At 66.6% G+C, this 23,003-nt stretch carries 24 protein-coding genes, 1 tRNA gene, 1 other RNA gene and 1 pseudogene; 15 read left to right on the forward strand and 12 right to left on the reverse strand.

Features of this window, described 5'->3' with window-relative positions:
- The first annotated feature begins 100 nt into the window (after nt 1–100).
- The 4 genes from ACZYZ3_RS05530 to ACZYZ3_RS05545 all read left to right on the forward strand — a co-directional run bounded on the left by ACZYZ3_RS05530 (nt 101) and on the right by ACZYZ3_RS05545 (nt 2,140).
- The gene (locus ACZYZ3_RS05530; RefSeq protein WP_459317609.1) at nt 101–517 is read left to right on the forward strand and encodes a DUF3052 domain-containing protein; all 417 of its coding nucleotides are present in this window, start codon (nt 101–103) and stop codon (nt 515–517) included.
- Nucleotides 518–537: 20 nt separating this feature from the next.
- A complete protein-coding gene (locus tag ACZYZ3_RS05535; protein ID WP_463962996.1) occupies nt 538–1,029 on the forward strand; it encodes a peroxiredoxin in 492 nt (163 codons plus the stop codon).
- 31 nt (nt 1,030–1,060) lie between these two features.
- Complete coding sequence (locus ACZYZ3_RS05540; protein ID WP_463962834.1) at nt 1,061–1,954, forward strand: NAD-dependent protein deacetylase; 894 nt, start codon at nt 1,061–1,063, stop codon at nt 1,952–1,954.
- 110 nt (nt 1,955–2,064) lie between these two features.
- A tRNA-Val gene (locus ACZYZ3_RS05545) sits at nt 2,065–2,140 on the forward strand.
- A gap of 165 nt (nt 2,141–2,305) precedes the next feature.
- Here the strand turns inward: ACZYZ3_RS05545 and ACZYZ3_RS05550 are convergent.
- From ACZYZ3_RS05550 to ACZYZ3_RS05570, 5 genes are all read right to left on the reverse strand, one after another.
- Nucleotides 2,306–2,665 (reverse strand): hypothetical protein, encoded by a 360-nt coding sequence (locus ACZYZ3_RS05550; RefSeq protein ID WP_463962835.1) that lies wholly within the window; start codon nt 2,663–2,665, stop codon nt 2,306–2,308.
- A gap of 2 nt (nt 2,666–2,667) precedes the next feature.
- Nucleotides 2,668–3,762 (reverse strand): SGNH/GDSL hydrolase family protein, encoded by a 1,095-nt coding sequence (locus ACZYZ3_RS05555; protein ID WP_463962836.1) that lies wholly within the window; start codon nt 3,760–3,762, stop codon nt 2,668–2,670.
- 37 nt (nt 3,763–3,799) lie between these two features.
- Entirely contained in the window at nt 3,800–3,970 is a 171-nt protein-coding gene (locus ACZYZ3_RS05560; RefSeq protein ID WP_463962837.1) for a hypothetical protein, read from the reverse strand.
- Between the two features lie 976 nt (nt 3,971–4,946).
- Nucleotides 4,947–6,044 carry a hypothetical protein gene (locus ACZYZ3_RS05565; protein ID WP_463962838.1) on the reverse strand — a complete coding sequence of 366 codons (1,098 nt, stop codon included), beginning with the start codon at nt 6,042–6,044 and terminating at the stop codon, nt 4,947–4,949.
- A gap of 2 nt (nt 6,045–6,046) precedes the next feature.
- Entirely contained in the window at nt 6,047–6,673 is a 627-nt protein-coding gene (locus ACZYZ3_RS05570) for a hypothetical protein (protein ID WP_463962839.1), read from the reverse strand.
- A 202-nt stretch (nt 6,674–6,875) separates the two neighbouring features.
- On the opposite strand from ACZYZ3_RS05570, the gene ACZYZ3_RS05575 reads away from it, so the two are divergent.
- Entirely contained in the window at nt 6,876–7,166 is a 291-nt protein-coding gene (locus ACZYZ3_RS05575; RefSeq protein ID WP_463962840.1) for a hypothetical protein, read from the forward strand.
- A gap of 231 nt (nt 7,167–7,397) precedes the next feature.
- Nucleotides 7,398–7,568: pseudogene (locus ACZYZ3_RS05580) on the forward strand (L-idonate 5-dehydrogenase); the annotation flags it as partial.
- Nucleotides 7,569–7,610: 42 nt separating this feature from the next.
- Here ACZYZ3_RS05580 and ACZYZ3_RS05585 read toward each other — a convergent pair.
- Nucleotides 7,611–8,339, reverse strand: a complete 729-nt coding sequence (locus tag ACZYZ3_RS05585) for a FadR/GntR family transcriptional regulator (protein ID WP_463962841.1) — start codon at nt 8,337–8,339, stop codon at nt 7,611–7,613.
- A 237-nt stretch (nt 8,340–8,576) separates the two neighbouring features.
- On the opposite strand from ACZYZ3_RS05585, the gene gnd reads away from it, so the two are divergent.
- On the forward strand, nt 8,577–10,013 hold the full coding sequence (gene gnd / locus ACZYZ3_RS05590) for an NADP-dependent phosphogluconate dehydrogenase (protein ID WP_463962842.1): 1,437 nt from the start codon (nt 8,577–8,579) through the stop codon (nt 10,011–10,013).
- A 139-nt stretch (nt 10,014–10,152) separates the two neighbouring features.
- The gene (locus ACZYZ3_RS05595) at nt 10,153–10,986 is read left to right on the forward strand and encodes an oxidoreductase (protein ID WP_463962843.1); all 834 of its coding nucleotides are present in this window, start codon (nt 10,153–10,155) and stop codon (nt 10,984–10,986) included.
- Between the two features lie 47 nt (nt 10,987–11,033).
- Here ACZYZ3_RS05595 and epsC read toward each other — a convergent pair whose 3' ends face one another.
- From epsC to msrA, 3 genes are all read right to left on the reverse strand, one after another.
- Nucleotides 11,034–11,618 carry a serine O-acetyltransferase EpsC gene (gene epsC / locus ACZYZ3_RS05600; RefSeq protein ID WP_463962844.1) on the reverse strand — a complete coding sequence of 195 codons (585 nt, stop codon included), beginning with the start codon at nt 11,616–11,618 and terminating at the stop codon, nt 11,034–11,036.
- A 37-nt stretch (nt 11,619–11,655) separates the two neighbouring features.
- Complete coding sequence (gene cysK, locus ACZYZ3_RS05605) at nt 11,656–12,591, reverse strand: cysteine synthase A (protein ID WP_463962845.1); 936 nt, start codon at nt 12,589–12,591, stop codon at nt 11,656–11,658.
- Nucleotides 12,592–12,659: 68 nt separating this feature from the next.
- Nucleotides 12,660–13,184 carry a peptide-methionine (S)-S-oxide reductase MsrA gene (gene msrA / locus ACZYZ3_RS05610; protein ID WP_463962846.1) on the reverse strand — a complete coding sequence of 175 codons (525 nt, stop codon included), beginning with the start codon at nt 13,182–13,184 and terminating at the stop codon, nt 12,660–12,662.
- A 79-nt stretch (nt 13,185–13,263) separates the two neighbouring features.
- On the opposite strand from msrA, the gene ACZYZ3_RS05615 reads away from it, so the two are divergent.
- Nucleotides 13,264–14,187 (forward strand): Nif3-like dinuclear metal center hexameric protein, encoded by a 924-nt coding sequence (locus tag ACZYZ3_RS05615; protein ID WP_463962847.1) that lies wholly within the window; start codon nt 13,264–13,266, stop codon nt 14,185–14,187.
- A 62-nt stretch (nt 14,188–14,249) separates the two neighbouring features.
- On the forward strand, nt 14,250–14,987 hold the full coding sequence (locus ACZYZ3_RS05620) for a zinc ribbon domain-containing protein (RefSeq protein ID WP_463962848.1): 738 nt from the start codon (nt 14,250–14,252) through the stop codon (nt 14,985–14,987).
- A gap of 91 nt (nt 14,988–15,078) precedes the next feature.
- On the opposite strand, the gene ACZYZ3_RS05625 is transcribed toward ACZYZ3_RS05620, so the two are convergent.
- Complete coding sequence (locus ACZYZ3_RS05625; protein ID WP_463962849.1) at nt 15,079–15,843, reverse strand: YaaA family protein; 765 nt, start codon at nt 15,841–15,843, stop codon at nt 15,079–15,081.
- 87 nt (nt 15,844–15,930) lie between these two features.
- Nucleotides 15,931–16,851, reverse strand: a complete 921-nt coding sequence (locus ACZYZ3_RS05630; protein WP_463962850.1) for an alpha/beta hydrolase — start codon at nt 16,849–16,851, stop codon at nt 15,931–15,933.
- 72 nt (nt 16,852–16,923) lie between these two features.
- On the opposite strand from ACZYZ3_RS05630, the gene rnpB reads away from it, so the two are divergent.
- Together rnpB and ACZYZ3_RS05640 are read left to right on the forward strand one after the other, a co-directional pair.
- An RNA gene (gene rnpB, locus ACZYZ3_RS05635) (RNase P RNA component class A) lies at nt 16,924–17,317 on the forward strand.
- Nucleotides 17,318–17,477: 160 nt separating this feature from the next.
- On the forward strand, nt 17,478–19,088 hold the full coding sequence (locus tag ACZYZ3_RS05640; RefSeq protein WP_463962851.1) for a GMC family oxidoreductase: 1,611 nt from the start codon (nt 17,478–17,480) through the stop codon (nt 19,086–19,088).
- 4 nt (nt 19,089–19,092) lie between these two features.
- Here the strand turns inward: ACZYZ3_RS05640 and ACZYZ3_RS05645 are convergent, their stop codons facing one another.
- Nucleotides 19,093–19,890: a glycerophosphodiester phosphodiesterase gene (locus ACZYZ3_RS05645; protein WP_463962852.1), complete on the reverse strand. Its 798-nt coding sequence runs from the start codon at nt 19,888–19,890 to the stop codon at nt 19,093–19,095.
- A 262-nt stretch (nt 19,891–20,152) separates the two neighbouring features.
- On the opposite strand from ACZYZ3_RS05645, the gene ACZYZ3_RS05650 reads away from it, so the two are divergent.
- The 3 genes from ACZYZ3_RS05650 to ACZYZ3_RS05660 all read left to right on the forward strand — a co-directional run bounded on the left by ACZYZ3_RS05650 (nt 20,153) and on the right by ACZYZ3_RS05660 (nt 22,871).
- A complete protein-coding gene (locus tag ACZYZ3_RS05650; protein WP_463962853.1) occupies nt 20,153–21,649 on the forward strand; it encodes a glyceraldehyde-3-phosphate dehydrogenase in 1,497 nt (498 codons plus the stop codon).
- 79 nt (nt 21,650–21,728) lie between these two features.
- Nucleotides 21,729–21,938 (forward strand): hypothetical protein, encoded by a 210-nt coding sequence (locus tag ACZYZ3_RS05655; RefSeq protein ID WP_463962854.1) that lies wholly within the window; start codon nt 21,729–21,731, stop codon nt 21,936–21,938.
- A gap of 129 nt (nt 21,939–22,067) precedes the next feature.
- Nucleotides 22,068–22,871, forward strand: coding sequence for an HNH endonuclease family protein (locus tag ACZYZ3_RS05660; RefSeq protein WP_463962855.1), 804 nt, complete (start codon nt 22,068–22,070; stop codon nt 22,869–22,871).
- Nucleotides 22,872–23,003 lie beyond the last annotated feature (132 nt).

Consider the following 23,003-nt stretch of genomic DNA (forward strand, 5'->3'; position numbering starts at 1 on the left):
ATCGCGGGGCCAACAGCTTGAAGCGCAGGCGCAAAGGGTGTTGGCTTGGAGTAATGGAAATCACTAGAGCTATTGAAAACACCAAGCATAGGAGCAACACGTGAGCGAGGCCGACGCCGCCACTTCGGTAAATGTGGCGGAAAAACTGGGTTTCAAAACCGGAGACCTGATTCAGGAATTCGGTTATGACGATGACGTCGACTTCGATCTGCGCGACGACATCGAAGATCTCACCGGTTCGGAACTCTTCGATGAGGACGACCACGAGGTAGTCGATGCCGTGATTCTTTGGTGGCGGACCGGGGACGGTGACCTCGTGGATACCCTGGTCGACTCGCTGACCACGCTGGCTGAGGGCGGCGTCATCTGGGTGCTGACCCCCAAATCCGGCCGGGTGGGCTACGTCTCGCCCGCCGATATCCAGGATGCCGCACCCACCGCGGGCCTGCACTACACCACCTCTGCGGGCGTCTCCAAGGACTGGAGCGCCACCCGGGTCACGCGGAAGAACAAGTGACCCCAGCCGCAGCGGTTCGCATGATCGCGGACCAGGCAGTCGGCACGCACACCGTCCCCGTCGCCGGCGCGGCCGCCCCGGACTTCGAACTGCTGAACCAGTACGGCGAACCCGTCAGGCTCTCCGAACTCCGGGGACGCAACGTTGCCCTCGTGTTCTTCCCGTTCGCCTTCTCCGGCATCTGCACGGGGGAGCTGTGTGAAATCCGGGACAACCTGGCGCTGTTCGAGGATGCCGAGGCCGTCGTGCTGGGCATCTCAGTGGACAGCAAGTTCGCCCAGCGGGCCTACGCGGACAAGGAAGGCTACACCTTCGACCTGCTGGCCGACTTCTGGCCGCATGGGGCCGTCGCCGAACAATACGGGGTGTTCGATCCCGGAAGCGGGATGGCAAAGCGCGGAACCTTCATCATCGACGCGAGCGGCATCGTGCGTTACGTGGTGGTGAACCCCCGCGGTCAGGCCCGGGAGTTCGCCGGCTACCGCGCCGCCCTGGCGGGACTCGCAGGCTGACGCGGTGAGGACGCGGCGGCCCGGGATCGGCATGACTGGCTTTGCCAGCCTGCCCCCGGTCCCCGCCGCGGAGCCGGCCCGCGACGAACGTGAGGTCCTGCAGGAAATCCGCGGCATTCTGGCCGGGGAACGGTTCGCGCTGCTGACCGGCGCCGGCCTGAGCACCGACTCCGGCATCCCCGACTACCGCGGACCGGGCGCTGCGCCCCGGGCGCCCATGACCTACCAGGAATTCATCGGCGAGCCGGAGAACCGCCGCCGCTACTGGGCCCGCAACCACATCGGCTGGTCCCACCTGCGCCGGGCCGATCCCAACGACGGCCACACCGCCGTCGCCCGGCTGGAGCACCGCGGGCTGCTGACCGGGCTCATCACCCAGAACGTGGACCGGCTGCACCAGGATGCCGGCAGCGTCAACGTGGTGGACCTTCACGGCCGTTTCGACCAGGTGGTCTGCCTCGCCTGCCACCGGCGGTACAGCCGGACGCTGCTGGCGGGGGTGCTGACGGAGCTCAACCCCGGCTTCCTGGAACGGGCCCTGGCCGCCGGTGTGGTTGAGATGGCTCCGGACGCCGACGCCACGGTCGAGGACGAGGACCTGATTGGGAGTTTTATCGTCGCCCACTGCCCGGCCTGCGGCGGCACCCTCAAGCCCGATTTCGTCTACTTCGGTGAGAACGTGCCCAAAGACCGGGTGGAACGCTCCTACGCCATGGTGGATGAGGCCAGCGCCCTCCTGGTGGCTGGCTCCTCGCTGACGGTGATGAGCGGCCTGCGGTTTGCCCGTCACGCGGCCAAGCACGGAAAGCCCGTGGTGATCATCAACCGGGGCCAGACCCGCGGGGACGAGCTCGCCACGATCAAGCTCAACGCCGGCGTCAGTGCAGCCCTCACCTGGCTCGCCGACGAGCTCCCGCAGCTCTGAGCCGCTCGGGGCCGTTGCGGGACCGCTCGGGTCGATTGGCGCTCCGCCGGGTTCATCCGGTACAGTAACTGTTCGTTGGTTGAAGCGCGGAAGCGCGGAAACCGCGGTTTGGGTCTTTAGCTCAGCTGGTAGAGCGCCACGTTTACACCGTGGATGTCATCGGTTCGATCCCGGTAGGACCCACCAAGTTACGCAGCCCCGCCGTTCTGCAAATCCCCCGGAACAGCGGGGTTTTTGCGTGATCCCGGGCGTGTCGGGTTCCGCAGTTTTGTTGACCACTCATCCGTAAGGATCTGCAGAATTACAGTCACATCAAGGGGCCCGCGGGGGCTCACCCTCCCTAAAACCTCCCTAGGATCTAGGTAGGGAGGAAGCCCGGTAGCCTGTTGACCCACGGACACCCCGCAAGCCCTCAGGGCACCGCCAGTATTCTTCGATGTCCCATTCGGAGTCGGTGACGGGGCGGACGTTGCCCGCGGGGATCCAGGCCCAGTGTGCGTGGTGCTCGTCGTCTTGCCAGGACACCAGAATGTGGGAGGGATTCCACCGCTCGGCGACGGCGTAGACGTCCACTGTGCCGGCTACCAGGGGAAGTGTGGTCATGGCCTTCGGGTACTGGCCATACGTCCACGAGTGGGCATCCTCGGGGGTGTGGCCAGAGTCGGGGCGTAGGTACTCGTAGTTAGTCCCGTCAAGGGTGAAGGATGCCATGGCTAGTTGTGGACGCGTAGCGGCTGGGATATCGATGCCGCGTAGACACTCGATCCTCTCTTGTTCAGGTGGATGCTGTCGCTCGTGGCGTATGTGGGGTCAAGTCCCGTCCCTCCGCTGGCTGTCAGCGCCTTTGCCGGGTCGAACACCATGACCGCGTTGCCGAGTTGTTCGGTCATTAGGATTTCGTTCCAGGCTCGACGAGTTGCGCCGATTGCATCGGAATCGTCCACATTGGGGACGACGGTAGCCAGATAAATGTTTGAGCTTGTAGCCGCTGTGATGGTTGGGTAGACTGCCGCGAACTTGGCGCGGAGCTCGTCCGTCGTCGTGGTCTCGGAGATGTCGTTCTTGCCGAGGGCGAACAGCATCGCGTCAGGCTTGTCGAGCCCCGCCCATTTTGTGTACTTGACCGTCTTGGGCCAAAGCCACGAACTCATTGCCGACCCGGACTGGACGTACATCAACGGGATGTACCCGTTGGCGCGCCCATGTAGGGCTGGGGGCGACTGATATACGGGCAGCTCGTTGCCCACTCCCGCGCTGTGCGACTCCCCAACGTGGGCAATGATCGGCGCTGCGGTCGTGATTTCCAGCCACACGTCCAGGGGAGAGGACCCCACGATGTACTGTGTTGCGTTCTGCTCCGATACGTCCGCGGGGGTCTCGTTCGTCCATCCTCCGCCTGCGCCCGCGCAGTTGGTCTGGTCCGCGCAGGTGTAGGCGTAGGACAAGAGGTAATCCGCCCCGGCTTTGATCGGGATGTTGAGGCCGCTGATCTTGTATTCGGACCCGTCCGACGGGGTGGATGCCGCACCAGCCAGCAGTATCGGGGCGGCGGTGAAATTGCCCGTCAGGACTCCGGTGGCGTCTTGTGCATGGGCGCCCCAGCACACACCGACAAAGGCGAGTGAGCCGGTGAAGGCGACCCCTGTCCGGTCCCTGTAATTACGGAAGTGGATGTCGGTAATCGTTGCGTCCGCTCCCAGCTTCACAGGTAAGCGGACCTGGACGGCAGTCCGCGTGTCCGTGTCACTCCCGGCTGAAAGGGTGAGCGCGACGGCCGTCTTCCGGAATGTTTTGTTGACCTCCCTCATCCGCTATGCCTGTTTGTCCTGCCTGCTACACACGTGCCTAGACCTCGTCACGATAGGGCGCAGGGGCGGGCGGCTCTTCCTCAAACGCATCGTGCACAGCGAAGATTCTGGACGCCACTTGATAGCCGGCCGCGGGCCACTTCTCCATACTGTCGGTGAGCTGCTTCCGCAGGCCGGCCGGGATGAGTCGGCTGACGGTTTCGTCCATACTCTCTCGGCGTGCCCGTCTTGGATCGTGAAGGACGTGTAGAGGCCCACCTCTGGGTCCACTCCTTCCAGGACTTCCGGACCAACAGGTGCCCTTGGGATCAGAAGATCCGGTCCTACCTTGGCGATACCGGATATGCCCGAGACCCCGCCCGCCGAGCGGTGGAGTCGATCGACGTCGGGATAAACTACTGCGAACCACCCTGCGCTGGTCTCATAAGCATGCGACGCAAGGCCCATCTCAGCGAGAGACTCCAGTCCGTCCATTAGGACCTCTGAGAGGGTCCCTAGTTCGGCGCTTACGATGCAGAAGTCCAGATAGGGGGCGGGCAGCGTTTGGAACTTCAGCATCTCTGGTAACTCCTGGGTGTAGTTGTCACGGGACCTCCATGTTCTCATTCAAGGTTTGGCGCAGGAAATGCGCGCCCGAGGCGCGCCCCGCCGCTCGGAATACTCGTGCACAGGAAGGAATCCGGGCAGTCTTTCGGCCCGCCGGATTGACCGGAGATTCTCCGGGCGCAAGTATTCGTAGGTAGTCCCGTCCAGGCGCCGGCCGCGCCAAGGATGAGGTGGGTCGGGCGAGATCTGCACCCAGTCCGTTCCGGACGGTGCGTTGATGAACTCCGTCTGACCTGCCCGGGCTCAAGGGTTTCCGTGTTGCCCTGATACCAGAGGACGTTGTCCCAGCGTGATCGGCTGATCGCCGGAAGGTCGTAACTGGCCTCTACCGAGGATCGTGCGCCCAGCAAAGAATCAGCCCATGACAGGGACCTGATGTCGTCCAAAGTCGTGATGGTCTGCGCGCTGCCCTTTCCCCGGAGTCCGACGGAAGGCGCCCAATTGAACACACCCAACTCGTCGATCCACATTGCGGAGAGCGTGGCCTTGCTGATTTTGTCGAGAATGTCCCGGCAGGTTGTTGGTTGGATGGCTGGGCTGGCGTCCATCAGCCCCCGGTGGGAGAGGTTGTCCATCCGCTAGCGGGCACCGGGCACGTGCTGGGTGTAGAGGTTCTCCGTGGACGAGGCTGTGTGGGCGGCATGGAAACCAGCCACCCGGGAGGACGAGTCCGCCGTGATGATGATCCGATCCAGGACCGCACCCGTCGGGTTAGCAGCCGAACCGGTCGCGGGCGCCCCGGTGTTCGTGCGGAGCGTCCACACGCCGGCCTTCACCAGCAAGAAGACACTGACCGCCGCGCCCAACACGAGGGAGCAGACATCGACGCCGTTGAGCCGGGCCACGACAGTGCGCGATCCGGCCACGGCGAGTTCCACGTTGTCCGTCGCCCCGTAGTAGGCCTTCAAGGTCGTGTTTCCATTGTGGTCCGGGGCCACGATCATGCCGAAGCGCACGGCCTCCGTCATCGGGTAGGCCAGTGCCGGCGCGTAAACGTTCTGAACATCCGCGATAGACACGCCGTGAGGCTCGTTGTACGTGGCGCACCACGGCCCTCCGTCCACGCCACCGACCAGGCCCGAGAGCATCGAGCCCCTCTCCGGCCCCATCGAAGACTGTGCCGGCACTGAGAGGATCTGCCGCGTCTCCACCGGCGGCGTCGCATGGAACCCGGCGGTCCGGAGTGCCCGGTCCACAAAGTACAGGTGAGTCAAACCGGCGGCGCGGTATTCCGCTTCACCACGCAACCGGGGCGGCATCAGCCGCATCAGCGGTTCGTGGCTGAATCGGGCACTGAGCCGGTCAGAGTAGTCAATGATCGTCGACCGCGCTGCTTCCCCGACGGTGCCGCTGTTCTCATCAATGACGCCCGTGAACTGCACCCACTCGGTGACGCCGTCCGAGGAGTAAATCGTGACCGGGTCTCCCTTCGCCGGGAGCCACCCAGCACCTGCGTTCCACGGGTTCGTCGCCGTGTCCGTGACGTCGGGGCCTTCCGACCAGACAATGGTGCCGGTCGCCTGCTGAATCCCGGAGGCGGCGACAACCTGCTCCGGGAGCTCGCCGATAAGGTCCCGGCTCGTGGACCAGCTCGCGTGCTCTCGCTGAACGCCGGCAACGACAACCCGGGAAGTGAAAGCCTGGACGTCGCTGCCCGCCAGTGAACCTGCCTGCATAGCTACCCTACTTCTGTGATTGTGAAGCCCATGTCGGCGGTGCGTAGCCCCAGCGGATCGGTGGAAATCATCTTCAGATCACGCGAGACGGCGTGAATTACGGACTTCGGGCAGCCCTGGCCGTCCGCCCATTCGAGCAGCTGGTCCGTCCAGGTCAGTGCGGGCCGGGCTCCCTGTGCCGCGTTCGTTGCCCGCACTTGCGCGCCGGTAGCGTTCGCCGGCGGTGTGGCAGTGACTGATACGCGCGTGGCCACGCCCGCGACGCCGGACCCGGGCGAGGACGAGAAGCTGATGAACGCGCCCGTCGAGTCGACCCAGCGGATCTGAACACCGGCCCCGGCGCCCACCACCCATGCTGACGCCGTGACCTTCTGCCCCGGGATGACCGGGGCCTCCTGCGCTCCGAAAAGGAACGCCGTGGAGGGTGCAGGGTTCGTGTATGAACGCCCGGCCCAGCCGTCCGCGCCGAGGTTCAGCGGCCCCGTCGCGGTGACGCCCGCGGGCAGCGTGGACGGGGCGCAGGTTCCCTGCTCCGGCGTCAGCATGTTCGTGACCTGGGCGTCTACGGAAACCCAGACGAACGGGCCGCGGCCCCACTCGCCGTTGACCAACGACACCGTGGATGTCATCGGTTCGATCCCGGTAGGACCCACAGCAAATTACCCCGTCATGGCAGCCCGAGAAGCCCATGGCGGGGTTTTTGGTTGCTTCTGGAGTTGGGACACAGCTGTCTGCGGGGCGGTCGCAGAGCGCATTCGCGATGATGCCGTCAGCCGCGGGTCCGCCGCAGCGCTGCGGAAATTGTCGGAGCCCCACCCTACCGTTGCGGGCATGGAACACGTCATGGTGAAATCGGGCCCGGATGGAAGGCCCCACGCGGTAGTGCGCGCGGGCCGCGAATGGATCGTCGGCGCGGAGCCCGTCCGCTGGTTCGAGCGGGTGAGCTGGTGGGAGGCGGAGCGGCGGATGCCCAAGGGACTGAGCCGGGTCGACGTCGAGGTCTGGCAGGTCCAGGCGAGACTGGGCCGCAATCCGGGTTCTGCCCTCACCACGATGGAAATCATCCGTGACGGCCTGGGCGGCGGCTGGCGGCTCCGGGAGGCGATCGCGGACGCGGCGTAGACGCTGCATAAACCCGGTATATCCGTATGTCCCTGCATCGCATACCGGAAGTGCCGTGGCATTGGAAAAGCCTTCCACCGCGACTATTGGGGGATGCCGCGGTGGAAGGCTCGTGTATGAATATACCGTGAATAACGGGAAATGTGAAACAGGCCGCGCGGTTCTGAGCTGCGGAAATGCCTATTCGATGGCGTAACTGGCGGCTATTTCCCGGCCTGGCCTGATGCCGGACTGGCCGCGGACGAGGTCCTCACGGGGGATGAGGCAGAGGCCATCGCGGCGGTGGAGGCAGGCGTTGTCATCGAGTCCTCCGGCAGCCGTCACGGGCTGGCGTCCGCGGTGAAGGGTGCCGCCCGGGGCGGAAAGGTGGTGATGGTGGGGCTCCTTCGAGGTGGCCCGGAACGCAGCCGTTTCCGGCAAAGTGCTGCTGGACTTCCGGGGGAGCTAGGGCCGCTGGACCGGGACGAACACCCTGGGCTGGTCCTTCCATTCGGGTTCCATCTCCGAAATGGTCTCCCGCATGATCCGGTCCGAGGCCTGCCGGGCCGCTGCCGGGTTACCGGCGGCGATCGCCTCCGCCACGTCCACGTGCCACTGCAGCGCCGTGTCGCGCGGGTGGTCCGGCATCAGGCCGTGCACCGTGCGGCCGGTCAGCGTCTCCGCCACCTGGCCCACCATGTTCGCGAACATCTCGTTCCCGGAGCCGGTCAGCAGCAGGGAATGGAAGTGGATGTCCAGCTCCAGGAACCGCGGCACGTCCCCGGCCTGGCCGGCGTCGCGCATGGCGTGCGAAACCTCCACGAGTTCGCGGCGGATCTCCTCCGGGGCGTTGGTGGCGGCCAGCTCGGCGGCCACCGGTTCGACAGCGGTGCGCAGCTCCGCGAGGGAGCGCAGCTGCGCGCCGCGGCCTTCGCCGGCGAGGCGCCAGCGGATCACCTGGGGATCGAAGGGGTTCCAGCGGTTGGCCGGCAGCACCCGGATGCCCACCCGTTTGGTGGTTTCGACCAGTCCGAGCGACTGAAGCACCCGCACCGCCTCGCGGACCACCGAACGGGAGACTTTGAGTTCGTCTTCGAGGTGCTCGGCCAGCATGATGTGGCCGGGCGGGAGCTCGCCCGCGACGATGCGGGTGCCGAGGTGCTCGATCGCGCGGTGGTGGAGGGACGTTGACATAGTCGTAAGCATAGTGGGACCGACGCGGATCCAGCCCCCGTTCCGGCCCGGACGGGCGCAAGCAGGCCGGAAATCATAGACTGTCTGTGACGCGCCATATTCCGCCACGTGGGCACGGCTTTCCAGCAACCGGCGGAAATACATATGGTTTATTGACAGCCACGGATCCCAAAAAGACAGTCCGCCGCATGCGCGGGACGAACTGCACCTGTTGCACAGAAATGAATTGGAGTTTTGATGTCAGCACACATCGGTGTCACCGGCCTTGCGGTGATGGGGGCCAACCTCGCCCGCAACCTGGCCCGGAACGGCTTCACCGTTGCCCTGCACAACCGGTCCGTCGAGAAGACCGACGCCCTGCTGGCCAAGCACGGCACGGACGGCGACTTTGTCCGCACGGAGACCCTGCAGGAGCTCGTCGACTCCCTGGAGAAGCCGCGCCGGGTGCTGATCATGGTCAAGGCCGGCAAACCGGTTGACTCCGTGATCGAACAGCTCGAGCCGCTACTGGAACCGGGCGACATCATTATCGACGCCGGCAACTCCCACTATGAGGACACGCGCCGCCGCGAGGCAGCGCTTGCCAAGAAGGACCTGCACTTTGTCGGCATCGGCGTCTCCGGCGGCGAGGAAGGTGCCCTTAACGGCCCCTCGATCATGCCTGGCGGCTCGAAGGAGTCCTACGACGCCCTGGGTCCGCTGCTGGAAAAGATCGCCGCCCACGTCGACGGCAAGCCCTGCTGCGCCTGGATCGGCACGGACGGCGCCGGACACTTCGTCAAGATGGTCCACAACGGCATCGAATACGCTGACATGCAGGTCATCGGCGAAGCCTTCGACCTGCTGCGCTCCGGCGCCGGCATCGAACCGGCCGAGCAGGCCAGGATCTTCGCAGAGTGGAACAAAGGCGACCTTGCCTCCTTCCTGATCGAAATCTCCGCCGAGGTCCTTGGTCACGTGGACGCGAAGACCGGCAAGCCGTTCGTCGACGTCGTCGTGGACGCCGCGGGCCAGAAGGGCACCGGCCGCTGGACCGTCATCTCCGCACTCGAACTGGGCTCCCCGACGTCGGGGATCGCCGAATCGGTCTTCGCCCGGGCGCTGTCCTCCCAGTCGGAGCAGCGCAAGCTGGCCCAGGAACTTCTCGCCGGCGGCGAGGCCGACGTCGAGATCCCCGAGAGCTTCGTCGAGGATGTCCGGCAGGCGCTCTACGCCTCCAAGCTGGTTTCCTACGCCCAGGGGCTGGACATGCTCACCTCGGCCGCCAAGGAATACGGCTGGGACCTGAAGCTGGACGAGATCGCCTCGCTGTGGCGCGGCGGCTGCATCATCCGCGCCGAACTGCTCAAGGAGATCACCAAGGCCTACGCCGCGGCGGAGAAGCCCGCGAACCTGCTGTTCGCCCCGGCCTTCACCCAGGCGATCGCCGACGTCCTCCCGGCCTGGCGCCGGGTGGTCTCGACCGCGGTCCAGCTCGGCATCCCGGTGCCGGTGTTCTCCTCCTCGCTGGCCTACTACGACGGCCTGCGCCGCAAACGCCTGCCGGCCGCCGTGATCCAGGGCCAGCGCGACCTCTTCGGCGCGCACACCTACGGCCGCATCGACGCCGAAGGTACCTTCCACACCCTCTGGGGCGAGGACAAGTCTGAAATCGAGGCAGTGGACACCCACTAGCCCGCGACTGACGCCGGCGGCCGGTGCTCCCCGTTACTCTGGGAGCACCGGCCGTTCGCGTTTCCCCGGGATCCGTCCCGGCCGTCACGCAATGTGAGTCCAGCCGACCGTTCCCGCCAGCGTCCCAGGAGTGCAGCAGATGACCCAACCCGTAGCATTTGTCACCGGTGCCTCCACCGGAATCGGTTATGAGACCGCGTGGAAGCTCGCGGCCCGCGGGTTCACCGTCTACGCTGGAGCACGCCGGGTCGCGAAGATGGAGCCCCTCACGGCCCACGGGGTGACGGTTGTGGCGCTGGACGTCACCAGCGAGGAATCCATGACAGCCGCCGTCGAACAGGTGATTGCCGCCCACGGCCGGGTCGACGTCCTGGTCAACAACGCCGGCTACGGCTCCTACGGCTCGCTGGAGGAAGTGGAGCTGGCCGAGGGGCGGCGGCAGTTCGACGTCAACCTCTTCGGACTGGCGCGGATGACCCAGCTGGTGCTCCCCGGAATGCGGGCCGCGGGGCGGGGGAGGATCATCAACGTGTCCTCGATCGGCGGACAGATGTATGAGCCGCTGGGTGCCTGGTACCACGCGACAAAGTTCGCCGTCGAGGGCCTGAGCGATTCCCTGCGGATCGAGCTCAAGCCGCACGGTATCGACGTGTCCATCATCGAGCCGTCCGGAACCGCCTCGGAATGGGGCGCGATCTCCGGCGACAGCCTGCTGGCCACATCCGGCCGCGGGCCCTACATGGACCAGGCGAAGGTGGTGGCCGCGGCATTGGCGTCCACCGTCGGCTCCAGCATGTCCACGCCCCCGGACGTCATTGCCGACGCCATCGTCCACGCCGCGACGTCCCCGAAACCCAAGACGCGCTATCCGGTGGGCAAGGGCGCGCGGGCCATCCTGCTGCTGCGGCGGCTGCTGCCGGACAAGGCCTTCGACGTCGTCATCTGGAACATCTACAAGCGGTTCCCCGCGTAGCGTCCGCCGGGTGCGGGGCGCCGGGTGCCGGCTTCGGCCGGAGCCCCTTAGATCCGGTATTCGATCAGGTATTCGGCCGGGTCGACGGCGGGCTTGGTCTCCCGCTGTGCGTCCCGGTGCCGCCACGTGGCCGGCACGCCCGTCAGGATCGACTCTGCCGGCGCGTCCTTGACCACCACGGCGTTGGCGCCCACGGCGCTGTCCCGGCCGATAGTGATGGGACCCAGGATCTTGGCTCCGGCGCCAATCACGACCCGGTCCTCGAGGGTGGGGTGGCGCTTGACCTTGGCCAGGGAACGGCCGCCGAGGGTCACGCCGTGGTAGATCATGACGTCTTCGCCGATTTCGGCGGTCTCGCCGATGACAACGCCCATGCCGTGGTCGATGAAGAAACGGCGGCCGATGGTGGCGCCGGGGTGGATCTCGATCCCGGTGCCGAACCTGGCCAGCTGGGAGATCAGCCGGGCCGGGAAGCGCAGCGCCGGATTCTGCCACAGCCGGTGCGTCAGGCGGTGCGCCCAGATCGCGTGCAGGCCGGGGTAGGCAAAGAAGTTCTCGAAAGAACCCCGGGCCGCCGGGTCGTGCGACCGGGCGGCCTCGAGGTCTTCCTTCAGTCTTGCGAAAAAGCTCACAAAGACCTTTCTACGAAATCTTGGAACGGGGCTGGACTCAGCCGCGGATGTCGTCGTACAGCACGGTGGAGATGTACCGCTCACCGAAGTCGCAGACAATGGCAACAATCAGCTTACCGGCGTTCTCCGGGCGCTTGGCGAGTTCCAGGGCCGCCCAGACGATCGCGCCGGAGGAGATGCCGCCGAGGATGCCTTCCTTGACGCCGAGTTCGCGGGCCACGCGGACCGAGTCCTCGAGGGTGGCGTCGATGACCTCGTCATAGACGTTGGTGTCCAGGATCTCCGGGATGAAGTTCGCGCCAAGGCCCTGGATTTTGTGCGGGCCCGGTGCGCCGCCGTTGAGGATGGCGGAGTCCTTCGGCTCGACGGCGATGATCTGGACCTCGGGCTTGCGCTCCTTGAGCACCTGCCCGACGCCGGTGACGGTTCCGCCGGTGCCGACGCCGGCGACGAAGATGTCCACCTTCCCGTCGGTGTCGGACCAGATTTCCTCGGCCGTGGTCTGGCGGTGGACCTCGGGGTTGGCCTCGTTGGCGAACTGCTGGGCCCAGATCGAGTTCTCCGTGTTGGCGACGATCTCCTGGGCCTTTTCCACGGCGCCCCGCATGCCCTCGGAACCGGGAGTGAGGACGATCTCGGCACCGTAGGCGCGCAGCATGACACGCCGTTCGGTGGACATGGTCTCCGGCATCGTCAGGATGACCTTGTAGCCGCGGGCCGCGCCCACCATGGCCAGGGCAATGCCGGTGTTGCCGGACGTGCCTTCGACGATGGTGCCGCCGGGCTTGAGGGCACCGGACTTTTCCGCGGCGTCGACGATCGCGACACCGATGCGGTCCTTGACGCTGTTGGCCGGGTTGTAGAACTCCAGCTTGACGGCCACGGTGGCGTCAAGGCCTTCGGTCAGCCGGTTGAGCCGGACCAGCGGGGTGCCGCCGACCAACTGGGTAACATCGTCATAGATCCGTGCCATGGGTGTCTGCGCCTGTCTGTTGAAGAGGGAATACTGAGGTCAGCCTAACGAGGGCCCGCGGGCCCTAGCTAAGCATTAAGCCATGCAGAGTAATATTTCCTGGCCTTGGCCAGCTTCGGATTGATGATCACCTGGCAGTAGCCCTGCTCCGGGAACTTGCCGTAGTAGTCCTGGTGGATTTCCTCCGCCCGGTGGAACACCGGCAGCCGGCTGACCTGCGTGACGATCGGATGGGCCCAGAGCGGCTGGTTCCGTTCGATCGCGTCCTCGAAGAGGATCTTCTCCTCGGTCGTCTCATAGAACATCGAGGAGCGGTACTGGGTTCCGACGTCGTAGCCCTGGCGGTTGGGCGTGGTGGGGTCGTGGAGAACGAAGAACATGTCCAGGACGACCTCCGCGGGCACGACCTCCTCATCGAACGTCACCGCCACCACCTCGGCATGGCCGGTGGTTCCGGAGCAGACGGCGTAGTAGTCGGGGTTGCGGTCATGGCCTCCGGTGTAGCCCGAAACGACGGCGCTGACACCCTTGGTTTTCTGGTAAACGGCGTCGAGGCACCAGAAGCAGCCTCCGCCGAGGACAAAAGTTCTCATACCCTCTTCAATGGTTGAAGGGCCCCGATGATTCCCGGCGTCTGCGGCGGAGGCCGGCCGATAGGGTAAAAATGGGGGTATGGAACGTGTAAACACCGATGTTTCAGTTGGCCCTTCCGAAGGAAACGACGCCACCGGCAGCGGATCCGGGGAAACACCCGCGACGCCCACCCTGGGCATGATCCTGCTGGCCGTCGAGGAGCTCTGGCCCGAATCGCTGGCGGAGGACTGGGACGAGGTGGGCCTCGTGGCCGGCCGCCCCTCCGCCGGGGTGAGCAGGATCCTCTTCGCCGTCGATCCCACCCTTGAGGTGATCGAGGAGGCCATCGACTTCGGCGCGGAACTGCTGATCACCCACCATCCGCTGCTGCTCAAGGGTGTCACCTCGGTCGCGGCGACCACCGCCAAGGGCCGGGCCGTGCACCGCCTGATTGAGTCCGGGACCGGCCTGCTGACGGTGCACACCAACGGTGATTCCGCCGTCGGCGGCGTTTCGGATGTCCTGGCCGACGCGCTCGGCCTGCAGAACGTGGCCCCGCTGACCCCGGCCGCGAACGGGCTGCCGGAGGAAGGCATCGGCCGGGTCGGTGACCTTGAGGAGGTTCTGACCCTGGGCGATTTTGCCGCCCGCGTCTTCGGCATCCTCCCGGCGGTCGCCGGCGGGGTGCGCGTGTCCGGGGACCGGGACGGGCTGGTCCGCCGGGTGGCGGTCTGCGGCGGCGCCGGGGATTCGCTCTTCGGAGAGGTCCGGGCAAGTAACGCCGACGTCTACCTGACCGCGGATCTGCGGCACCATCCGGCGTCGGAAGCCCGGGAGGAAGCCGTCAACGACCGGCCGTACCTGATCGATGTTTCCCACTTCGCCAGCGAGTGGCTGTGGCTGCCGGCCGCGGCGCAGGCGCTGGGCAATGTGCTGAGCGACCAGGGGCACGACGTCGAGATCCGGGTCAGCACCACCAACAGCGATCCGTGGGACTTCATTCTGACTCCGGGCGGGGACTAGAGTCTAGGGAGCGCCGAATAGGTGCCCGGCTCCTGCCGGCAGGGAACAAGCGGAGGTAAATAGTGGCCAAGGCAGCACCGGCGGAACAGTTGAAGTTGCTCGAATTGCAGGGACTTGATGCGAAACTCAAATCCTTGTCCAACCGCCGCCGAAGCCTTGAAAGCGACTCCCGGATCACCGATCTCGAAGCAGCCCTCGGCGTGGCCAACGGCGAACTGGGCGCCGCGAAGGTGGCGCTCCACGACGCCGAACTTGAGCTCAAGCGCGCCGAGGCGGACGTCGAGCAGGTCGCCTCCCGGATTGACCGCGACGAGGCGAAGCTCAACAGCGGCACCGGGCTCTCCAAAGACCTTGTGGCCCTGCAGCGCGACCTGGTGTCCCTGAACAAGCGCCGCTCCGACCTTGAGGACGTTGAGCTGGAAGTCCTGGAGCGGCTGGATTCGCTCCGCCTGCGCCAGGCCAGCCAACAGCAGATTGTTGACGACATCCAGGGCTCCTTCGGTTCCATCCGCGCTGAACTGGACGAGCAGCTCGCGGAGATCGCCGTCGAGGCCACCGTGGTGCGCGGCAAGCGCGCCGAATTCGCCGAGGGGATGGATGCCGGCCTGCTGGCGATCTACGAGAAGACGCTGGCCCGGCGCGGTGTCGGTGCGGCCCGCCTCTTCCACGGGACCTCCGAGGGTTCGGGCATGCAGCTGAGCCCCGGTGACCTTGCCGAAATCAAGGCCGCGGCCGAGGACGACGTCGTGTTCTGCCCGGATTCCGGCTGCATCCTGGTCCGCTCCGCCGAGTGGGCCTGAGCACCCACCCGCCCCGCAGCTCTGGCCATCTTCTTGAGCTGTCAGAACGGCCGGAATTGTCAGCTAGTTAGTTAGTTAGTTAGTTAGTCAGTCAGTTGGGCAGGAGCAGGTTGAGGGTGTGCGGCTTCCGGGCCGTGCCCTCGACCAGTTCGGCGCTCCACTTCTCGGCAGCCGCCTGCTGCAGCTGGGCCGGGGTCCGCGGGGCCTTGCCCGGGCGGGTCAACAGGTGCCGGGCGAGTTCGCCCCGGGTGTGCTTCGCAAAATGGCTTACCACCTTGCGGACGCCGTTGACCTGGGTAAACACGTGGACGGCGACGGTCTGAGCCGGCGGGGGAGCCCACGCGGCGGCGTAGGTGCTGGAGCGGCAGTCCACCAGCAGTTCGCCCTCCGTGGCGGCCGCGAGGGCGGCATTGAGTTGCGGCTTCCAGAAGGACGCCAGGCGTCCGACGTCGGGCAGCGCGGTCCCCATCGACAGCCGGTAGGCAGGCACCCGATCGCCGAAGCGGATGGCACCCCAGAGCGCGGAAATGACCAGCACGCAGGCGTCCGCCTTCCTCCGCTGGGCGGGCGTCAGCGAGTTGTAGTCCAGCGCGTCGTACAGCACCCCGGAGTAGACCTGGTGGGCAGGCGCCGCCGGCTCGGCGTGCAGCCGGGTATTGCGCTCGACGTCGGCCCGCAGCGAGGCGCCGACGCCCAGGAGCGCCAGGGCGTCCTCGTGGGCGCTGACCGTCCCGAGACCCTCCAGCACCTTGGCCCGGTAGGTGTTCAGGCCGGGGAAACTCAGGGTAGTCCAGTCGACGGCGTTGCCCACCGTGGCGGGGGTCTTGCCCTCGGAGGGCGGCAGCAGAATCAGCACCGTTCAATCCTAGCGGCGGCCCGTTACCGGGATGGCACCGCCGGGGGGCCCCTGCCGGACCCCGCAGACCAGGCGTCCAGGGCGGGCTCAGCCGAGGTGGCGACCGAGGAAGGACAACACCTCGGGCAGGATGGAACGCCAGTAGCTGTCGCCATGGACGCCGGGCTGGAAGCCGCCCTCGACGGCGCCCGGGAGTCCCGCCCGGTAGTCGCGTACCGTGGCAAAGAGGTCGTCTCCGGTGCCGCAGTCGATCCGCTTGGGCAGCGCCGCCAGGCGGGGCCGGAGCGCGAACACGTCGTGGGCTGCGAAGTCGGCCGGACTGTCGAAGGCGGTGTCCATGCGTGAGTCGTAGTTCTCCCAGACCGCCGGGCTCATGGCCGCCACGGCCCGGACCCCGGGCAGTTGGCCCTGTGACGCGAGCAGGAGGGCGCCGAAGCCGCCCATCGAGAGGCCGAAGAGGCCGATCCTGCCGAGGTCGCAGCCCCGCCCGCCGAGGAACGGAACGAATTCCTGCACCAGCATTGACTGGGTGTCGCTGCCGTCGGCGCGTGGGTGCCACCAGGTGTTCCCGCCGTCCACTGCGGCAATGGCAAAGGGTGCGCCCCCGGCATCGAGGTGCCGCTGGAGGGCCTCGTGGGCCGCCAGTCCATCCAGCAAAGCGGTGTGGTTACCGCCGAGTCCGTGCAGGAAGACTGCCACCGGAAGTTCGGGCTGCCTTCCGCCGGGCGGCATGTCAGGCGCCGCCAGGGACCAGCGGCTAACGACTCGGGGACGGAAGGCCGACACGAATGAGCCGGTGCTGGTCCGGACCGTCCACGGGGCGGCGGGGGCCGGCGGCACCGCCGACGTAGGTCCGGCGGGCGAGGCGTGGGACGGGCCCGGCACGGGCGGGACCTGTGACGTGGCGGTGGACGCGGCGCCGCCGGTGCAGGCCGCGAGCGCTGAGGCGCCAAGCCCGATTCCTGCCAGCTCCAGCAGCCGGCGCCGACCCAGGACGGAATCCTCCATTCCCCGATCATAGGCCAGACGGCCGGACGTGTCCCCGGGCGGGTCCGCCCTGGCCGTAGAATGGACTGCGGATGGGTTGACCAGGCGGCCGCGCGTCACGCAAGTGGCTCGAGGAACGTCCGGGCTCCGCAGGGCAGGGTGGTGGGTAACGCCCACTCGGGGTAACCCGCAGGCCAGTGCCACAGAGAACAGACCGCCTGCCGGCGGCGCGTGCGTGCACGGGCCGCAGGGCAGGTAAGGGTGAAACGGTGGTGTAAGAGACCACCAGCTTCCCGGGTGACCGGGAAGGCTAGGTAAACCCCACCCGGAGCAAGGCCAGACAGGGCACGTTTGAGGGCTGCTCGCCCGAGTGTCCGGGTAGGCTGCTGGAGGGCGTCGGCAACGGCGTTCGTAGATGGATGGCCGCTACTCCCGCGCCGGCAACGGCGCGGGAACACAGAACCCGGCGTATCGGTCAACCCATCCATTCACTCCGCAGGGATTCCCTGCCACCGTTTCCGCTGCCGAGAGTCTCCTGCCTGCGCCGAAACGGCTTGACCCGAACGCTTGACATCATCCGGGCGTGAACAGAGACTGCAGTGAACGTCTCAAGCAACGGTGAAGTCAGTGAATGCTTAGGAGCCAGGGTGCCGGACGATGCAGCATACGACTATGTGATAGCCGGGGGCGGCAGCAGCGGCAGCGTCCTTGCCGGCAGGCTCAGCGAAGACCCCTCACTCCGCGTCCTTCTGCTCGAGGCGGGCAGATCCGACCGCCACCCGCTCATCCACGTCCCGGCCGGCTTCCCGAAGCTGAAGGGCGGGCCGTACCAATGGGACTATGCGAGCGTTCCGCAAAAGCACAGCAACGGCCGACGCATCCCCCTCGCCCAGGGCCGCGTACTCGGCGGCGGGGGGTCCATCAACTCCCAGGTCTTCACGCGCGGCGTGGCCGAAGACTATGACAGCTGGGTCACGGATTACGGCTGCGAGGGCTGGTCCGCGGACGAGGTGAATAAGTACTTTGTCCGCTCGGAGTCCAACACCCGGCTCTCGGCACCGCACCACGGGACCGAGGGTCCGCTCGGAGTCTCCGACCTGCTGCGTCCGCACAAGCTCTCCGCGGCCTTCGTCAAGGCGGGCCAGGAGTTCGGGCTGCCCTACAACAGCGACTTCAACGGCGCCCAGCAGTACGGCGTCGGCTTCTACCAGACCACCACGAAGAATGGCCGCCGGTGCAGCGCGGCCGTCGCCTACCTCCGACCCGCCCGCAAGCGGCGGAACCTCACGGTCCGCGCCAACGTTACCGTCTCCAAAGTGATCATCAGCAACGGCAGGGCCGTCGGAATCCAGGCGATCGAAGGCGGACGCGTGCGAACCTACAGCGCCAACCGCGAGGTGATTGTCTCGGCCGGCGCCTTCGGTTCGCCCAAGCTTCTGCAGCTGTCGGGCATCGGCGACCCGGAGGATCTTGCCGCTGCCGGCATCGAGACCGTCCACGCCCTGTCGGGTGTCGGCAAGAACCTGCATGACCACTGTGACGTCGACATCGTCTACGAACTTACGGATTACCAAAGCCTGGACCGGCTCAACCAGGTGCGCCCTGCCACCGTCCTGGCCGGGGTCGAATACCTCGCTTTCCGCTCGGGTCCTTTCGCTTCCACGCTGGTCGAGGCCGGTGGCTTCAGCTACGCGAACAAAGACGAAAAGACCCCAGACCTGCAGTTCCACTTCCTGCCGGCCGCTCGGGGGGGAACTGGCGCCATGGCCTTGAAACCCGGATTTGGGGCCACGGTGAACTCCTACTTCCTGCGGCCCCGAAGCCGGGGAACCGTCCGGCCCGTGTCTTCTGATCCCGGCAAGGCACCGCTGATCGATCCAAACTATCTCGCCGACGATTATGACCTGGAGATGGCCATCGCCGGGGTTCAGCAGAGCCGCGAGATCATGAAGCAGTCGTCGATGGCGGCGCTCACCAAGGCGGAGCACATCGGCGATGGCAGCCGGGTGGAAACCCGCGACGAGTACGTGAGTTTCGTGCGCTCCTTCGGGCGGACTTCCTACCACCCGGTCGGTACCTGCTCCATGGGAACCACCGATGAGTCCGTCGTCTCGCCTCGGTTGAAGGTCCACGGACTCGAGGGACTGCGCGTCGTTGACTCTTCGATCATGCCCCGGCTCGTGAGTGCCAACACGCAGGCGCCCACCATCATGATTGCGGAGAAGGCCGTTGACCTAATTCTCCAGGACGTCCGGTAGAGGGCTAAAGACCCAACTGCTTTGCCAGCTCCCATGGCGTGTCGGTGAAGACGCCATCCGCGCCTTCGGCCCGCAGCCTCGCCGCGGTTGTTTCGTCGTTGACGGTATAGGGCCAGACGGTCAGCCCGGAGTCCTTGAGGCTGCGCAGGTAGCCTGAGCTGATGTCCTTGTGCGGGCCGACGTGACCGATGCCGCTGGAGCTGATCGACGCCGGATCGGGTTCCTCCCCGTCCCGCAGGAGATACAGCACCTGCAGCCCGGACCGGGCCAGGGCCTGGGCCGCGGGGAAGCTGAACGTCTGCACCACCACTTTGTCCTGGATGCCGCGCTGCAGGATGGTCTCCGCGAAGGCGGCCGGATCGATGGCGGGGTCCTTCAGCTCGGGGACCAGGACGTTCCGCCCGCCGTACAGATCCAGCATGGCTTCCCACGTCGTCGGACTGCCCTCGGCCCCGCCCAGCGGGTGCCTGATGCGGGCCGCCGCCCACTGCTCCACAGTGATGCCGGCAGGGCTGCCGCTGACCCCGGACATGGTCCGCTCGGCGGCGTTGTCGTGCAGCGGAACGAGTGTCCCGTCCCGGAGCTGCCGCAGATCCGTTTCGATCGGGAACGCCGTCTTGCCCACGGCCTCGAAGGCTTCCGCGGAGGACTCGGGGTAGACCAGCGCTCCGCCGCGATGCGCCACCAAGGTAAACGTCGCCGCTGGGCCAGGGCTTGACGACGCCGGGCCGGCTGGCGCCGCCGCTGCGGCGCAACCGGTGCACAGCACGACGCCCAGCAGGAGAGCCCCAACCTTCAACATCGCCCCAGCGTAGCTGGCCCCCCGGCATTGTGAGTCATTTCACGCACCACCGGGGACCGGACCGTGCCGGGCCGCCGGTAGACTGGATGGTGAACGTAGAAGTTCTGCCGCCGGGTCTGCGTTCGCAGCCGGCGTTTTTCTTTGCTCGACACAGGCGCCCGGGGTGGATCGAATCCCTGCCGGCGCCGGGTTTCCGGACATCCTCCGGCAGCCGACATCCGCATACGACGCCGTATGTGGTGGATTCTAGGAAGGTATTTCTGTGAGCCAGACGTCAGATTCTTGTCTTGATACGTGGATGGGCCGGGAGGCGCTCGCCGAGGCCATGATCCCGGTGATCGGCCGGCTGTACCGCGAAAACAACGTGGTCACGTCCATCCACGGCCGCAGCCTGATCAATAAGTCCACCATGAACATCCTCAAGGCCCACCGTTTCGCCCGCCGGATGAGCAAGGAAGAGTTGCGTCTCGAAGAGACCGCCCCGCTGCTGGACGCCCTGACCAAACTGGAGCTCGGCGCCGCAGCCATCGACATTGCGCGCCTCACCGAGAAATACCGCGTCGAGGGCAACGGCGCCACCCTGGACGAGTTCCTCCGCAAGGAACTTGCCGCGGTTGTCGGCAAGCGCGGCGGCGATGACCGCACCAGCACCGACGTGGTGCTCTACGGCTTCGGACGCATCGGCCGGCTCCTGGCCCGCCTCCTGATCGAAAAGGCCGGCGGCGGGCATGGCCTGCGCCTGCGCGCCATCGTGGTCCGCCGCGGGTCGGACAACGACCTCACCAAGCGCGCCAGCCTGCTGCGCCGCGACTCGGTCCACGGCTCGTTCGAAGGCACCATCAAGGTGGACCTCGAGAACGACACCATCACCGCCAACGGCGTCCAGATCCAGGTCATCTACTCGGACAACCCCGCGACGGTTGACTACACCGCCTACGGCATCCACAACGCCCTCCTCGTCGACAACACGGGACGCTGGCGTGACGCCGAGGGCCTGTCCCAGCACCTGTTGAGCAAGGGCGTGTCCCGTGTGCTGCTCACCGCCCCGGGCAAGGGCGACATCAAGAACATCGTGCACGGCATCAACCACGGCACCATCGCCGACGCGGACAAGATCGTCTCCGCGGCCTCCTGCACCACCAACGCCATCACCCCGGTGCTCAAGGCGATCAACGACCGCTACGGCGTCGTGCACGGCCACGTCGAGACGGTCCACTCCTTCACCAACGACCAGAACCTGATCGACAATTTCCACAAGGGCGACCGACGCGGCCGCTCCGCCGCGCTGAACATGGTCATCACCGAGACCGGTGCCGCCAAGGCTGTAGCCAAGGCCCTGCCGGAACTGCTGGGCAAACTCACCGGCAGCTCCATCCGCGTCCCCACCCCCGACGTGTCTCTGGCCATCCTGAACCTGAGCCTGGAAAACGGCGCCACCAAGGACGAGGTCAACGACTACCTGCGGGAAATGTCGCTGCACTCGGAACTGCGGAAGCAGGTCGACTACATCGATTCGCCCGAGGTTGTCTCCACGGACTTCGTCGGCTCGCGCCGCGCAGGGATCGTGGACGGGCTGGCCACCATCTCCAACGACAAGAACCTTGTGCTCTACGTCTGGTACGACAACGAGTTCGGCTACAGCTGCCAGGTGGTCCGCGTGATGGAGGAGATGGCCGGCGTGAACCCGCCGTCGTTCCCCGCCAAGGACGCAGCCGCAACCCTGGAGGCAGCCGGCCTGCCCGTCGAGGTCACGGCCTGACGCCACCTCCTTGAACCCGTTCCGCCTTTCCCGGCCGGTTCCTCTGGAATCGGCCGGGAAAGGGCACCACAATGGTGCAATGGAACAGAACTCGGCTGTGGAGCACGAAACCACTCTGGAACACGCCCTGGACGTTGCGCGGCGGAACGCCAAGGAAGCTAAACGGCTTCTCGACGATGCCCGTGCCAAACATGCGGCCGGTGACGTCGACGAGACACGGGTCCGGCAACTCGAATCCCTCCTGGCCCTCGCCAATGAAGACCTGGTGCGCGTGACCCGGGAGAACTAGCTGGGCGCCTGTCCTCCACACTGTGGACAACGCCTCCGGCGGCGGGGGACGGGCCTAGGCTTCGAGGGTGGAAGGAATTCGGTCCGCCCCGGGACGCACCGGACCCGGACTCCCTGCCCGGGGGCCGGCTTGACTCTCACCTGGCCGGAATTCCGGCGGGAACGACGGCGGTCCCGCCAGGCGTGGGCCCTGCTGGCCGCCGCGGCACTCGCCGTCCTCGCGGGTTTCGGCTGGTTCTTCACCGCCGGGCAGTTTGCCGCGGCCGAGCCGCCCACGGACGGACCCCGCGAGGCGCCGGTGCTGGCGGCCGGCTGGATGAGCACTGTCCCTGCGGTGCGGCCCGTGCCCCGGGGCCCGGCCGCGGCGCTGCTGGACACGCTCCCGGTCAAGGGCCGGGCGGGCCGGGACAACTACGACCGCAGCGCCTTCGGCCAGGCCTGGCTGGACGTGGACCGCAACGGCTGCGACACGCGCAACGACATCCTCCGCCGCGATCTTGCGGGCGCCGAGTTCGACGAAAATTCCGTCTGCAAGGTGGCGACTGGAACCTTGCGGGAACCGTACACCGGCCGCCGGCTCATGTTCCGCAGGGGAGCCGGGAGCAGCAAGGCGGTGCAGATCGATCATGTGGTCGCGCTCGGGGATGCCTGGCAAAAGGGTGCCCAGCAGTTGACCGCCGCACAACGGACGTCCCTGGCCAACGACCCGCTGAACCTAATCGCCGTCGACGGCCCGGCCAACCAGGACAAAAGCGCCTCCGACGCCGCCACCTGGCTTCCCCCGAACAAGGCCTTCCGCTGCCACTACGTCGCCCGGCAGATCTCCGTCAAGGCCGCGTACCGGTTGTGGGTCACGCCGGCGGAAAAGGACGCGATGCAGCGGATCCTCGCTACCTGCCCCGGGCAGCAGACGGTTGTTGCGGCTGCCCATTAGATTCCAGCCGGGAGCACCCACGGGAGCGGGATTCCGCACGCGCTCGGATGCCCAGGAGCATACGGCGGGACATGATAAAGTCGCCGGCATCCATCAGCGCCGCCCAAACGAGCGCCGCCGGCGTCGTCCGCA

The organism is Pseudarthrobacter linnaei, from assembly GCF_055412825.1.

Coding starts and splice junctions, on each gene's coding strand:
- ACZYZ3_RS05535 (WP_463962996.1), top strand. CDS start 538: ATGATCGCGGACCAGGCAGTCGGCACGCACACCGTCCCCGTCGCCGGC.
- ACZYZ3_RS05540 (WP_463962834.1), top strand. CDS start 1,061: ATGACTGGCTTTGCCAGCCTGCCCCCGGTCCCCGCCGCGGAGCCGGCC.
- ACZYZ3_RS05550 (WP_463962835.1), bottom strand. CDS start 2,665: ATGGCATCCTTCACCCTTGACGGGACTAACTACGAGTACCTACGCCCC.
- ACZYZ3_RS05555 (WP_463962836.1), bottom strand. CDS start 3,762: ATGAGGGAGGTCAACAAAACATTCCGGAAGACGGCCGTCGCGCTCACC.
- ACZYZ3_RS05560 (WP_463962837.1), bottom strand. CDS start 3,970: ATGGACGAAACCGTCAGCCGACTCATCCCGGCCGGCCTGCGGAAGCAG.
- ACZYZ3_RS05565 (WP_463962838.1), bottom strand. CDS start 6,044: ATGCAGGCAGGTTCACTGGCGGGCAGCGACGTCCAGGCTTTCACTTCC.
- ACZYZ3_RS05570 (WP_463962839.1), bottom strand. CDS start 6,673: ATGACATCCACGGTGTCGTTGGTCAACGGCGAGTGGGGCCGCGGCCCG.
- ACZYZ3_RS05575 (WP_463962840.1), top strand. CDS start 6,876: ATGGAACACGTCATGGTGAAATCGGGCCCGGATGGAAGGCCCCACGCG.
- ACZYZ3_RS05585 (WP_463962841.1), bottom strand. CDS start 8,339: ATGTCAACGTCCCTCCACCACCGCGCGATCGAGCACCTCGGCACCCGC.
- gnd (WP_463962842.1), top strand. CDS start 8,577: ATGTCAGCACACATCGGTGTCACCGGCCTTGCGGTGATGGGGGCCAAC.
- ACZYZ3_RS05595 (WP_463962843.1), top strand. CDS start 10,153: ATGACCCAACCCGTAGCATTTGTCACCGGTGCCTCCACCGGAATCGGT.
- cysK (WP_463962845.1), bottom strand. CDS start 12,591: ATGGCACGGATCTATGACGATGTTACCCAGTTGGTCGGCGGCACCCCG.
- msrA (WP_463962846.1), bottom strand. CDS start 13,184: ATGAGAACTTTTGTCCTCGGCGGAGGCTGCTTCTGGTGCCTCGACGCC.
- ACZYZ3_RS05615 (WP_463962847.1), top strand. CDS start 13,264: ATGGAACGTGTAAACACCGATGTTTCAGTTGGCCCTTCCGAAGGAAAC.
- ACZYZ3_RS05630 (WP_463962850.1), bottom strand. CDS start 16,851: ATGGAGGATTCCGTCCTGGGTCGGCGCCGGCTGCTGGAGCTGGCAGGA.
- ACZYZ3_RS05645 (WP_463962852.1), bottom strand. CDS start 19,890: ATGTTGAAGGTTGGGGCTCTCCTGCTGGGCGTCGTGCTGTGCACCGGT.
- ACZYZ3_RS05655 (WP_463962854.1), top strand. CDS start 21,729: ATGGAACAGAACTCGGCTGTGGAGCACGAAACCACTCTGGAACACGCC.